Raw genomic sequence first — 12,648 nt, 5'->3', positions numbered from 1 at the left:
CCGGTATCGGCGCGGGCTCGACCGTGGGAGAACCCGGCGGTTCCGGATCCGCCTCGTCGGAGCCCGCGAACACCGCATCCTCGGTCGGCTCCGACCCCTCGGACGCCACCGTGGTCGTCGGCGGGCTGGGAGCGCCCGGCACGTCCGGCAGGTCCGGGATCTCGGGCAGGTCGGGAACCTTGGGGGCGGGGGATGGGGCTCCCGGATCTGGCGTCGGGATGTCGGGTGAGTCCGGGGGCTCCGGAATAGAGGACGTGGTTGCGACCGCATCGTCGCCCGCGAGGCCGGGCGCGGTGCGCGCCGCCGGATCGCCGGGAGTGTCGTGGTCGGGGGTGGTCGTGACGTCGTCGGGCATCGGTCGGACCCTCCTACCGCTCGATGGGAGCCGGGTGGCTCCCGGGCGTCCATCGGACGCCCCTTCAGCTGCGTTGGTCGGCGTGGCCGACATCACGTCCAGTGTGCCCGCTGCCCATGGGGCGGGCGAGAGGGGGTCCCGGTCCGCCGTCGGCCGCGGTGCCTCGGCCATCCTCTCCGGCTCCGCCCGCCCGGTCCTCCTGCCTCTATGGCGGCCTCGCGAGCTCGGCCGACTGGGACCGCGCTGACCAATCAGGCTCCGGTGTCGCCAGATTGCCCGCGCGCGGTCCCATTGCCTCTATGGCGGCCTCGCGAGCTCGGCCGACTGGGACCGCGCTGACCAATCAGGCTCCGGTGTCGCCAGATTGCCCGCGCGCGGTCCCGCTGCCTCTTTGGCGGCCTCGCAAGCTCGGCCGACTAACCTGCTGGGGTGATCGGGACGTGATCGTCGGAGCCGCCGTGTGCCCGGGCGCACCCTTTCTCATTCCCGATGTGGCCGAGCCGTTGGCCCGAGAATCGGCCGCCCTGGTCACCGCGTGCCTGGCCGCGGTGCGGCGCCTGGCCGGGGCCGATCGCATCGTGCTGATCGCGGCCGGACGGCGTTCGATCGTGTATCCCGCCGGCCAGGTCGCCAGCCAGGTGGCGGCCCCGCCGGTCGGCCGGAGCGACCTGGTCGCGCGCGGCTGCCGGCCGGTGTTGGCGGTGGGCACGATCGTCGGTCAGGCCCTGCTGGCCCGAGCGTTTCCGGACGGGGTCCCAGTGCCGGTGGACGTCGTCGAGACCGGCGGCGAGGCGGAGGCCGACGACGCCGCGGCCCGGCACGGCGCCCAGGAGCGGGATGCGGTGCTGGTGATCGCCGACGGCGCCGCCACCCACGGCGATCACGCGCCGGGCCGGCGGGACGACCGGGCCGGACCGTTCGACGACGCGCTGGCCGCCGCCCTCGCCGGCGGTGACCCGACCGCTCTCGGTCGGGCGTGCGCCGATCGGGACGTCGCCGGCGCGTTACTGGCCGTCGTTGAACCGTTGCGCGTCCTTGCCCGGTTGACCCAGGGTGACCCGCCGACGGCCACCGACCTGCTGTTCCGGGGCAGCCCGTACGGCGTCGGCTATGTGGTCGCGTCCTGGCACTGGGCCGGACGGTGACCGGTCGACGCCTGGTGGTGGTGGCCGGTCCCACCGGCACCGGCAAGTCGGAACTGGCCCTGGCCCTGGCCGAGCGGTTGGACGGCGAGATCGTCAACGCCGACTCGATGCAGCTGTACCGGGGGATGGACATCGGAACGGCCAAGCTGCCGCCGGCGGACCGGCGTGGCGTCGCCCACCACCTGCTCGACGTGCTGGACGTGACCCAGACCGCCTCCGTCGCCGCCTACCAGCGGGATGCCCGTGCCGCCATCGAAGGGATCCTGGGCCGCGGGCGGACTCCGCTGCTGGTCGGCGGATCGGGTCTGTACATCCGCGCCGTGGTCGACTCCATCGAGTTCCCGGCCACCGACCCGGCCGTCCGGGCCCGTCTCGAGGACGAACTCGCGGCGGTGGGGGCCGCGGCCATGGCCGAGCGACTGACCCGAGCCGACCCGGAGGCGGCCGTCATGATCGGCCCGGCAAACGGACGCAAGATCGTGCGGGCACTCGAGGTCATCGAGCTCACGGGTCGACCGTTCAGCGCCACGATGCCCCGGTACGACGCGCCCGTCTACGGCGCGGTGCAGTTGCTGCTCGACCAGGAGACCGGCGAACTCGACCGGCGCCTGGAACACCGGGTGCGGCGGATGGTCGCCGCAGGCCTGCTGGAGGAGGTGCGTCGACTCGACGCCCAGGGTCTGCGACGGGGGGTCACTGCCGCCCGGGCCCTGGGTTACGCGCAGTTCTTGCAGGTGCTGGACGGTGGGGCGACCGTGGATCAGGCGGTGGCGACGACCGCGCAGGCCACCCGACGGTTCGTCCGCCGGCAGCGTTCCTGGTTCCGGCGCGATCCGCGGATGATCGATCTGGACGCCGCCCGCCCCGACCTGCTCGATCGCGCAGTGGATGCGGTGGCTGGCGCCTCCGTAGGCTAGAGCGGTGTCCAGTCCCGCGGCGGCCCCCGAGTTCCTCAAGGGTCACGGCACCGAGAACGACTTCGTGCTCCTCCCGGACCCGGACGACGTCCTCGATCTGACCGCCGGCCGGGTCCGGGCCCTGTGCGACCGGAAGGCCGGAATCGGGGCCGACGGTGTCATCCGGGTCGTCCCGCTCCGCGACCCGGGTCCGGAACGGTTCTTCATGGACTACCGCAACGCGGACGGCTCGATGGCGCAGATGTGCGGGAACGGCGCCCGCCTGTTCGCCCGCTATCTCGTCGACGCGGGCTGGGCCGAGCCCGGGTCGATCGTGTTCCGGACCCGCGGCGGCACCCGGCTCGCCCGGCTCGGGGAGGTCGGCGACGTCGCCATCGAGATGGGCCCCGCGGTGCTGGGCGTCCGTTCCCGGGTGCTGGTCGGGGGACGGGAGTTCGCCGGGGTGGCCGTCGATGTCGGCAATCCGCACCTGGTCTGCGCCGGCGTCGAGGACGAGGACGCGCTGGCCGCCCTCGACCTGACCCGGCAACCGGGCTTCGACCCCGAGGTGTTCCCGGACGGGGTCAACGTCGAGTTCGTCTCCGCGCTGGGCTCCGAGGAGGTGGCGATGCGGGTGCACGAGCGCGGGGTGGGGGAGACCCGGTCGTGTGGCACCGGCACGGTCGCCGTCGCCGCCGCCCATCTGGCCGCGTCGGGGCGCACCGCCGGCCGGGTCGCCGTCCGGGTGCCCGGCGGCCGGGTCACCGTGGATATCGGCACGGATGGCTCGACGCTCACCGGACCCGCTGTCCTCGTCGCGCGAGGCCGGGTCGACTCCGGATTCTGGGCCGCCCACCGTTGACCCGACCGTCCGCCCAGGGAAAAAGACCGGAAATGGACGGCCACTCGTGGCACGCTGGGTCACATGTGGTAACGGCGAACCCACCCGACTCACCACTCAGACGACCAAGAAGGAAGCAACTGTGCGAGTAGAGCCCTCTCACCACGCCGGTGACGGTGGCACGCCGATCCACGACGAATGGCCGAACCTGATCGAGACCGATCTGGACGCGAATACGCAAGGCGATCGTGATCTGGCCGACCGGGCGGCACTGCGCCGCGTGGCTGGGCTGTCCACCGAGCTCACCGACATCACCGAAGTCGAGTACCGCAAACTCCAGCTGGAGCGGGTGGTGCTGGTCGGCGTCTGGGCCGGCGCGGCGTCCACCGCCGTCGCCGCCGAAGAGTCGATGGCCGAACTGGCCCGCCTCGCCGAGACGGCCGGATCGGTCGTCCTCGACGCGGTCATGCAGCGGCGCAGCCATCCCGACAGCGCCACCTACGTGGGTTCCGGCAAGGTCACCGAGCTGAAGGAGATCGTCGAGGTCACCGGGGCCGACACGGTCATCTGCGACGGCGAGCTGACGCCCAGCCAGCTCCGGAACCTCGAAGAGAAGCTGCGGGTCAAGGTCGTCGACCGCACCGCGCTGATCCTGGACATCTTCGCCCAGCACGCCAGGTCCCGGGAGGGCAAGGCTCAGGTCGAGCTCGCCCAGCTGAACTACCTGGTTCCCCGGTTGCGGGGGTGGGGCAGCGCGCTGTCCCGGCAGCGTGGTGGCCGGGTCGCCGCCGGCGCCGGAATCGGTTCTCGCGGCCCCGGCGAGACCAAGCTGGAGATCGACCGCCGGCGGATTCACAAGCGGATCTCGCAACTAAGGTCCGATCTGAAGGCCATGCGGCGGGTGCGGGACACCAAGCGGTCGCAGCGGCGGGCGAACCTGGTGCCAGCCGTCTCGATCGCGGGATACACCAACGCGGGCAAGTCCTCGCTACTCAACCGGCTCACCGACGCCGGTGTGCTGGTCGAGGACGCGTTGTTCGCCACCCTCGATCCCACGACCCGACGGTCGCGGACGCTGGACGGACGGGTGTACACGCTGACCGACACGGTCGGCTTCGTCCGGCACCTGCCGCACCAACTGGTCGAATCGTTCCGGTCGACCCTGGAGGAGATCGCCGACGCCGACCTGCTGCTGCACGTGGTGGACGGGTCGGACGAGAACCCGGAAGCACAGGTGGCCGCCGTGCGGGAAGTGCTCGGCGAGATCGATGCCTTGGGCGTGCCGGAGATCATCGTGGTCAACAAGATCGACGCGGCCGACGAGATGACGCTGACCCGGTTGCGGCACGCGCTCCCCGGCGCGGTTTTCGTCTCCGCCCGCACCGGAGCCGGGATCGACGTGCTCCGGGACCGGATCGCCGAGGCGCTGCCGGACCCCGCCGTCGCGGTGAATGTGCTGATGCCGTTCAGCGAGGGGGCCCTGGTGTCCCGGGTGCACGCGGAGGGCACGGTGCTGGGCGCGGAGCACACACCCGACGGAACGCTGTTGCAGGCCCGGGTGTACCCCGACCTGGCCGGGGCCTTGGCCCCGTTCGCCCTGGTGAGCTGACCGTCGATGCGCCCGCGGCGTCGACATCGGTCGGCGCCGCGGGCGGTGGTAGCCCATCCCCCGAACCGGGCCCTACGCGTCAGGATCGACGGCATCGGCCCGAGCCGACCCTGTCTCGGGGCGAACGGCACAGGTAGCCTGAGAGGAGCCGGTGGTCGTTCGTCGGTGCCGAGATCCGTGGTTCGCCCATCAGGGGGCGGCGCGGCTCCGAAGCACCATGGAGGACGTCGACCGCATCCCGGAGATCGGAACTTCAGGCGGCACCTGCGCGGACGCACCGTCGCGAGACAGAAGGAGGACCATCAACATGGGCGGCCTGTCGTGGTGGCACTGGTTGATCATTATTGCGGCTTTCATCCTGCTGTTCGGCGCGAAGCGGCTGCCGGACGCTGCGCGAAGCGTCGGCCGTTCCCTGCGGATTCTCAAGTCCGAGGTCAGCGCGATGCACGACGATGAACAAGCAAAGAAGGTGAGCGCCGAAACCGATGTGACGGCGGCGCAGCCGACCCCGACGGCTCAGATCACCGGCCAGCCACCACTGGCCGCCGCCACCCCTCCGCCGCCCCTGGTGAACGGTGTGCCGGAGGAGCGGCGGCCCTGATCGGCCCGGTCAGACCTTTCGCAGCAGGGTGACGACCCGGCCCAGCACCACGGCGTCGTCGCCGGGAATGGGCTCATAGGCCGGGTTGTGCGGCATCAGCCAGACGTGCCCGTCCTTACGCTTGAACGTCTTCACAGTCGCCTCGCCGTCGATCATGGCGGCGACGATGTCGCCGTTCTCGGCGACGGGCTGCTGGCGAACCACCACCCAGTCACCGTCAGTGATAGCGGCGTCGATCATCGAATCGCCGACCACCTTGAGCAGAAACAGCGTGCCCTCGCCGACCAGGTCCTTCGGGAGCGGGAACACGTCCTCGATCGCCTGCTCGGCCAGGATCGGGCCGCCCGCGGCGATCCGTCCGACCACGGGGACATAACTGGGGCGTGGCAGCGGATTGGTCGCCTCGGAGTCGGGCATCGCCTCTTCCAATGGCCGGATGTCCACCGCGCGGGGCCGGTTCGGGTCCCGCCGCAGCAAGCCGCGCTTCTCCAGGACCTTCAGTTGGTGGGCGACCGACGACGGTGACTTCAGGCCGGCCGCGTCGCCGATCTCGCGCACGCTGGGCGGGTATCCCCGTCGCTCCACGGAGTCGCGGATGACCTGAAGAATCTTGTGCTGCCGCATGGTCAACACCCGGCCCGGCTTGGCCGGTGCATCGGGGAAGTCGACGACGTTATCGCCGGAGCCACCGGTGTCGCCGGCTGCTTCCGGGGGCTCGGGTGGGGTTGCGGTCGAATCGTCGGTCATGCTGCTGCACCCTCCTGAACTACGCCGGTCATCCGTTCGAGTCCAGCCTAGGGATTTAGACGTCACAATTCAAACACCCGTTCGATCAACACGCCGATAGATCTTCCCACTGTCAGACCCTCGGTGTAGAACTCGTGCAGATGTTCGATAGAACGTCCGTTCGACCCGGGAGGGCTCGAACGCCAGGCGGATCGGGTCCGGTGGGCCCGGTGGATCGGTCAGGTGTGACATGAGAACGCAGATCGCGCGGGTAATTGACCTCGACGACGAGTCCTGGCGGATGCCCCGGGTCGATCCGACCGGTTGGCTGGCCCGCCGCCCGGTGGATGGCCGGGATGCCGCCGGCGATCCGGGGGAACTCCCGGCCGAAGGCCCGGCCGATCGGTCGGTGGATCACGTGCACCGGCGGCGTCCGCGGCGGACCCAAGCGGCCCGGATCGCTCGGGAGCGGGACCTGGCCCGGCGTCGTCGCCGCCGGCAGGGCCTGGCTTCGGGGGTCGGCCCCGCGGCGGGATGGTCCCCCGGCGCGACATCGCCCCGTCGGGTGGTCGAGCCCGTCGAACGTGAGGGGTACCGGATCGGCCGGTGGGCGCGGCTGTCCCTGACGGTGCTCGCGCTCGCCGCCCTGGCCCTGTTCGCCGCCCGGTTGATCGCCGGCCTGTCGGCCGGCGCCGTGGAGCCGGTCGACGTCACCGTGCGTCCCGGCGACACACTCTGGTCGATCGCGACCGAGGCCGCCCCCGACCGTGACCCCCGGGCGGTCATCGACGAGATCCGCCACCTCAACCAGGTCTCGGGTGATCTGGTGCGGGTCGGCGAGATCATGCGGGTGCCGGTGTCCTCCGATCGGGGATCAGCGGAATGAGGCCGGCCGACACGCCGGGGCCGGCTTGCGCATCCGTGGTGACGGATCTAGCGTCTACCCCTACATCTAGTACTTACATGGATGTAAGATATCAACAGGTTGTGCCACCACCGTCGGGTAGTTGTCCACAGAACAAGCCGGTTGCCCACGCGGTGTGCACATCACGATCCACAGACGTCGGTCATCCACACAGCCGTCCACACATCCATCCACATCCACAACCTCGGTGCCCAGGTTGGGTCGCGGTGGGGGACAGATCGGGAGGTCATCGCCATGCGTTGCCCGTTCTGTCGCCACCCCGATTCCCGGGTCATCGACTCCCGCGAGGTGGACGACGGTCAGGCGATCCGCCGCCGCCGCGCGTGTCCGGAGTGCAATCGTCGGTTCAGCACGCTGGAGGGCGCCCTGCTGTCGGTGGTCAAGCGCAGCGGGGTCACCGAGCCGTTCAGTCGGAGCAAGGTGATCGCCGGCGTCACCCGTGCCTGCCAGGGTCGGCCGGTCGACCCGGACGCGATCGCCCAACTCGCCCAGCGGGTCGAGGAGACGGTGCGGGGGTCGGGGCAGGCCGAGGTACCCAGCCAGGAGGTCGGGCTGGCGATTCTCGGTCCGTTGCGCGACTTGGACGAGGTCGCCTACCTGCGGTTCGCCTCGGTGTACCGCTCGTTCACCTCGGCCGACGACTTCGCCGCCGAGATCGCCAGCATGCGGCAGGGTGCCGATCAGCAGGCCGATCGCAGCGCCGATCGGGGAGAGTCGCCCGATCGATCGCCGCCGGTCGCCGTCAACTGAACCCGACCCACCCGCAGGTGCCTGACCCGAGTCAGGTGCCTATCCAGACTTGTCCATGAAATTTGCTTCAGGGGAAGGAAGCGCATGACCGAGACCATCGGGGTACCCGGGTCCGCCAACGGGAACGGCACCAACGGATCCGCCAAGGCCCGCAAGACCAAGGCGGCGACGACCGGAGCGGCCGGGCAGGGGCTCACCATGCAGCGGCTGTACACCACCGCCGGGGTGCATCCGTACGACGAGGTGACGTGGGAGCGCCGTGATGTCGTGATGACCAACTGGCGCGACGGCACCGTCAACTTCGAGCAGCGCGGCGTGGAGTTCCCCGACTTCTGGTCGGTCAACGCGACGAACATCGTGACCAGCAAGTACTTCCGCGGCGCGGTCGGGGCGCCGGTTCGGGAGGCGAGCCTGCGGCAGATCATCGACCGGGTGGTGTCCACCTACACCCGGGCCGGGGTCGAACACGGTTACTTCGCCACCGAGCAGGACACCCAGGTCTTCGAGCACGAACTGACCTGGATGCTCCTGCACCAGGTGTTCGCGTTCAACTCCCCGGTCTGGTTCAACGTCGGCACCCAGTCCCCGCAGCAGGTCTCGGCGTGTTTCATCCTGTCGGTCGACGACACGATGGACTCGATCCTGAACTGGTACCGCGAGGAGGGGCTGATCTTCAAGGGCGGCTCCGGCGCCGGGTTGAACCTGTCCCGCATCCGCTCCTCCAAGGAGCTGCTGTCCTCGGGCGGTACCGCCTCCGGCCCGGTCTCGTTCATGCGCGGCGCCGACGCGTCCGCCGGCACCATCAAGTCCGGCGGCGCCACCCGGCGGGCCGCGAAGATGGTCGTGCTGGATGTCGACCACCCCGACGTTGCCGAGTTCGTCGAGACCAAGGCGCGCGAGGAGCACAAGATCCGCGCGCTGCGCGACGCCGGGTTCGACATGGACCTGGGCGGCGACGACATCATCTCCGTGCAGTACCAGAACGCGAACAACTCCATCCGGGTCTCGGACGAGTTCATGCGAGCCGTCGAGGCCACCTCCGACGAGGGTGCGGCCTTCGGGTTGCGCGCCCGGCAGACCGGCGAGGTCATCGAGACCATCGATGCGCGTGAGCTTTTCGGCAAGATCACGCAGGCGGCCTGGGAGTGCGCGGATCCCGGCATCCAGTATGACGACACGATCAACGACTGGCACACCAGCCCCGAGTCGGGTCGGATCACCGCGTCCAACCCGTGCAGCGAGTACATGCACCTGGACAACTCCTCGTGCAACCTGGCCTCGCTGAACCTGCTGAAGTTCCTGTCGGCCGACGGCACCTTCGACGCGCCGACCTTCGCGCGGGCGGTCGAGTTCGTCATCACCGCGATGGACATCTCCATCTGCTTCGCCGATTTCCCGACCCAGCCGATTGCCGAGACCACCCGCGCCTTCCGGCAGTTGGGCATCGGCTACGCCAACCTCGGTGCGCTGCTGATGGCCACCGGGCACGCGTACGACTCGGAGGGTGGTCGGTCGCTGGCCGCCGCCATCACCTCGCTGATGACCGGAGTCGCCTACCGCCGCTCGGCCGAACTGGCCGGCGTCGTCGGACCGTACGACGGGTACGCCCGCAACGCCGACGCGCACAAGCGGGTCATCCGCAAGCACGCCGCCGCCAACGACTACATCCGCTCGGTCGGCCGGAACGACTCCGCCACCCTGAAGCTGGCCACCACCGTCTGGCAGGACACCGTGGCCACCGGTGAGCGCAACGGCTACCGCAATGCGCAGGCCAGCGTGCTCGCCCCGACCGGCACCATCGGTCTGATGATGGACTGCGACACCACCGGCATCGAGCCGGATCTCGCGCTGGTCAAGTTCAAGAAGCTGGTCGGCGGCGGGTCCATGCAGATCGTCAACCAGACGGTGCCGCGGGCGCTGAAGGCGCTGGGATACCAGCAGGAGTCGATCGAGGCGATCGTCGAGTACATCGCCGAGCACGGTCATGTGGTGGATGCGCCGGGTCTGCGGCGCGAGCACTACAGCGTCTTCGACTGCGCGATGGGGGAGCGGTCGATCGCTCCGATGGGCCACGTGCGGATGATGGCGGCGACGCAGCCGTTCATCTCCGGGGCGATCTCCAAGACCGTCAACATGCCCGAGCACGCCACGGTCGCCGACGTCGCCGAGATCTACCAGCAGGGCTGGAAGATGGGCCTCAAGGCGCTGGCCATCTACCGGGACAACTGCAAGGTCGGCCAGCCGCTGTCGGCGTCGAACAAGAACCACGGCGAGAAGTCGGCCGACGTCTCGGCCGGCGCCGGCGCCGGTGCCGATGCGGTCGCCGCGCCGGTCGTCACCGGGCCCGTTCGCCGCCGGCTGCCGAAGAAGCGTCCGTCGCAGACGGTCTCGTTCACCGTGGGCGGTGCCGAGGGGTACCTGACCACCGGGTCGTACCCCGACGACGGCCTCGGTGAGGTGTTCATCAAGCTGGGCAAGCAGGGTTCGACCCTGGCCGGCGTGATGGATGCGTTCTCGATCGCGGTGTCGGTGGGCCTGCAGTACGGCATCCCGCTGGAGTCGTACGTCGCCAAGTTCACCAACCTGCGGTTCGAGCCGGCCGGCATGACCGACGATCCGGACGTGCGGATCGCCACCTCGGTGATGGACTACCTGTTCCGCCGGATCGCGCTTGACTACCTGCCGCTGGACGCGCGGGCCGAGCTGGGCATCTTCTCCGCGGAGGAGCGCCGTGCCCAGGTGTCGTCGAGCTACGGCAGCTCGGAAGTCTCGACGGCCACCGCCGCCGACGCGGACGAGGACCTGGTGGAGAACCTGCGGACGACCGTGGATTCCTCGCCGGTCATCCGCCCGGCGGTGGAGAGCGGCACCCCGGCGCCGGCCTCGGCCGCGGGCCGGGACGCCGGCCGGGCCGGGTCATCGACCGAGCTGCTGGAACTGGTCATCGGCAAGTCCGCCGACGCCCCGCTCTGCTTCACCTGTGGCACGAAGATGCGGCCGTCCGGGGCCTGCTACCTCTGCGAGGGCTGCGGCTCCACCAGCGGCTGCAGCTGACGAGAGCGGGGACTGCACCCGATTGCACCATGCGGCGCGCACCGCCCTGGCCCCAGAAGGGGTCAGGGCGGCGCTGCCTCGAGGACCTGGGCCGGAACCGGCACGAGGAAGCCGCAAGCCCGATCGCGTGGGCGATCGGGCTTGCGGCGTGGCAGGGACGGTGACGTCCATTCGCTGGTGTCAGCATCCGCATCGCGGCCGCACACCAGCGAGTAGCTGGGGGTACGACCGGGTGCCCACGCAATGGTCGCTGAGCACCGATGCCTCGTCGCCGGACATCGGGATTCATTCCGCGCGCGGCGACACGACCAGCGGATCAATGCAGTGGAACTCGAGTGCCGCAGGGGAGATCCTGACTGGCTACCCACTCGAGAAGGTGCACCGAAGTGCCCGACAGCATCGGCCGTCGCATTCTTCGCAAGCTGCGGATCGCGACTGAGCGGGGGCCGGCGCCGTCCGTCGACGCGCAGTTCATCGAGATCGATGTGCTCCCGGGCCGTTGTCCGGTCCCTGGCACCCGATGGTCGGGATGCCAGGGGGCCTTGGCTCGGGTTCGTGGTCTGGCACGGCCCGGCGGGTACCCTCCGGGGGCCCGCGGGGTCGGCCGGGCGCCGGCTCCGACAGACCACCGCGCCGAAGGACGAACACGATGAGCACGATGCGGGAGGTCGCCGCCCGCGCCGGGGTCAGCGTCAAGACGGTGTCCCGGGTGTTCAACGACGACCCGCACGTCCTGCCGGACACCAGGGAGCGGGTCCAGGCCGCGCTGCGCGAGATGAACTACGTTCCCAGCGACCTGCCGTCGACGCTGCGGGCGGGCCGCGCGCCGGTGATCGGGATCGCGGTGCCCGACATCGTCGACCCGTTCTTCGCCGCGATCACCCAGTCCATCCAGCGGTTGGCCTTCGAGCGCGAGATGTTCACGCTGGTGATCAGTCTCGGAGCGGATCCCGAGATCGAGCGGCCGATGGTCGAGGGCCTGCTCAAGCGGGGACTCAGCGGACTGGTGCTGGCGCCGATCACCGCCGACCAGTCGTACCTGTCGGTCTGGTCGGTCCGGCTGCCGGTGGTCTTCGTCGACCGGCAGCCGACCAAGCTGGCCGCGGACTCGTTCACCGAGGACGACGAGGGCGGGGCGGACACTGCGACGACCCACCTGATCAAGCACGGCCACCGGCGGATCGCGCTGCTGGGTGAGCGCCCGCTGCTGCGCACCGCGGCCGGCCGGTTGGCCGGCTACCGGGCCGCGCTGGCCCGGGCCGGGCTGCCCGAGGACCCGGACCTGGTGATGCTGGGCGTGGACGACCGGGCCGGCGCCCGGGACGCGCTGGAGGTGCTGCGCCGGCTGCCCGACCCGCCGACCGCGATCTTCTCGTCGAACGCCCGCTGCACCATGCATCTGCTGCCGGCGCTGCGACCGCTGGAGTTCGCGCTCGTTGGGTTCGGCGACTTCCCGATGGCCGACGTGGTCAGCCCCGCGGTCACCGTCATCGATCAGGACCCGTACCGGCTCGGCCGACTGGCCGCCGAGCGGATCTTCGACCGGCTCGACGCGCCCGATCGGCGCTACCGGCGTCGGACGGTCGTGTCGGTGCACCTGGTCGAGCGGCTGTCCTGCCAGGCGGGACCCACCACCCACGGCTGAGTCGAGCGGATGGGCCCCCAGGGCGGCCGGTCAGGCCAGTGGCCCTTCGACTCCGCCTCGGCACCCCGGCCCCCGGTCCTGGTCGACCGGGAGCCGGGATG

The 12,648-nt window shown here is 70.5% G+C and carries 10 protein-coding genes; 9 read left to right on the top strand and 1 reads right to left on the bottom strand.

What is annotated here, in order from left to right; genetic code table 11:
- The first annotated feature begins 795 nt into the window (after window positions 1-795).
- The 5 genes from ACILSK_RS07485 to tatA all read left to right on the top strand — a co-directional run bounded on the left by ACILSK_RS07485 (window position 796) and on the right by tatA (window position 5,447).
- On the top strand, window positions 796-1,500 hold the full coding sequence (locus ACILSK_RS07485) for a hypothetical protein (protein ID WP_395726520.1): 705 nt from the start codon (window positions 796-798) through the stop codon (window positions 1,498-1,500).
- Window positions 1,497-2,417, top strand: coding sequence for a tRNA (adenosine(37)-N6)-dimethylallyltransferase MiaA (miaA, locus tag ACILSK_RS07480; protein ID WP_395726519.1), 921 nt, complete (start codon window positions 1,497-1,499; stop codon window positions 2,415-2,417). Before ACILSK_RS07485 ends, miaA begins: the two co-directional genes overlap by 4 nt.
- A 4-nt stretch (window positions 2,418-2,421) precedes the next feature.
- Window positions 2,422-3,258: a diaminopimelate epimerase gene (gene dapF / locus ACILSK_RS07475; protein ID WP_395726518.1), complete on the top strand. Its 837-nt coding sequence runs from the start codon at window positions 2,422-2,424 to the stop codon at window positions 3,256-3,258.
- Window positions 3,259-3,424: 166 nt separating this feature from the next.
- Window positions 3,425-4,846: a GTPase HflX gene (gene hflX, locus ACILSK_RS07470; protein ID WP_395726676.1), complete on the top strand. Its 1,422-nt coding sequence runs from the start codon at window positions 3,425-3,427 to the stop codon at window positions 4,844-4,846.
- 307 nt (window positions 4,847-5,153) lie between these two features.
- Window positions 5,154-5,447 carry a Sec-independent protein translocase subunit TatA gene (gene tatA, locus ACILSK_RS07465; RefSeq protein WP_395726675.1) on the top strand — a complete coding sequence of 98 codons (294 nt, stop codon included), beginning with the start codon at window positions 5,154-5,156 and terminating at the stop codon, window positions 5,445-5,447.
- Between the two features lie 9 nt (window positions 5,448-5,456).
- Here the strand turns inward: tatA and lexA are convergent, their stop codons facing one another.
- The gene (gene lexA / locus ACILSK_RS07460) at window positions 5,457-6,194 is read right to left on the bottom strand and encodes a transcriptional repressor LexA (protein WP_395726517.1); all 738 of its coding nucleotides are present in this window, start codon (window positions 6,192-6,194) and stop codon (window positions 5,457-5,459) included.
- Between the two features lie 229 nt (window positions 6,195-6,423).
- On the opposite strand from lexA, the gene ACILSK_RS07455 reads away from it, so the two are divergent.
- From ACILSK_RS07455 to ACILSK_RS07440, 4 genes are all read left to right on the top strand, one after another.
- Entirely contained in the window at window positions 6,424-7,059 is a 636-nt protein-coding gene (locus ACILSK_RS07455) for a LysM peptidoglycan-binding domain-containing protein (RefSeq protein WP_395726516.1), read from the top strand.
- Between the two features lie 273 nt (window positions 7,060-7,332).
- Complete coding sequence (nrdR, locus tag ACILSK_RS07450; protein ID WP_395726515.1) at window positions 7,333-7,848, top strand: transcriptional regulator NrdR; 516 nt, start codon at window positions 7,333-7,335, stop codon at window positions 7,846-7,848.
- 84 nt (window positions 7,849-7,932) lie between these two features.
- Window positions 7,933-10,902, top strand: a complete 2,970-nt coding sequence (locus ACILSK_RS07445) for a vitamin B12-dependent ribonucleotide reductase (RefSeq protein ID WP_395726514.1) — start codon at window positions 7,933-7,935, stop codon at window positions 10,900-10,902.
- Window positions 10,903-11,551: 649 nt separating this feature from the next.
- Window positions 11,552-12,547 carry a LacI family DNA-binding transcriptional regulator gene (locus ACILSK_RS07440; protein ID WP_395726513.1) on the top strand — a complete coding sequence of 332 codons (996 nt, stop codon included), beginning with the start codon at window positions 11,552-11,554 and terminating at the stop codon, window positions 12,545-12,547.
- Window positions 12,548-12,648: the final 101 nt, after the last annotated feature.

Origin of the sequence: Nakamurella sp. (assembly GCF_044224575.1) — a bacterium.
Lineage (GTDB): Bacteria > Actinomycetota > Actinomycetes > Mycobacteriales > Nakamurellaceae > Nakamurella.
Note: the sequence above shows the minus strand (reverse complement) of the source record. Positions and strands in the feature narration are given on the sequence as shown.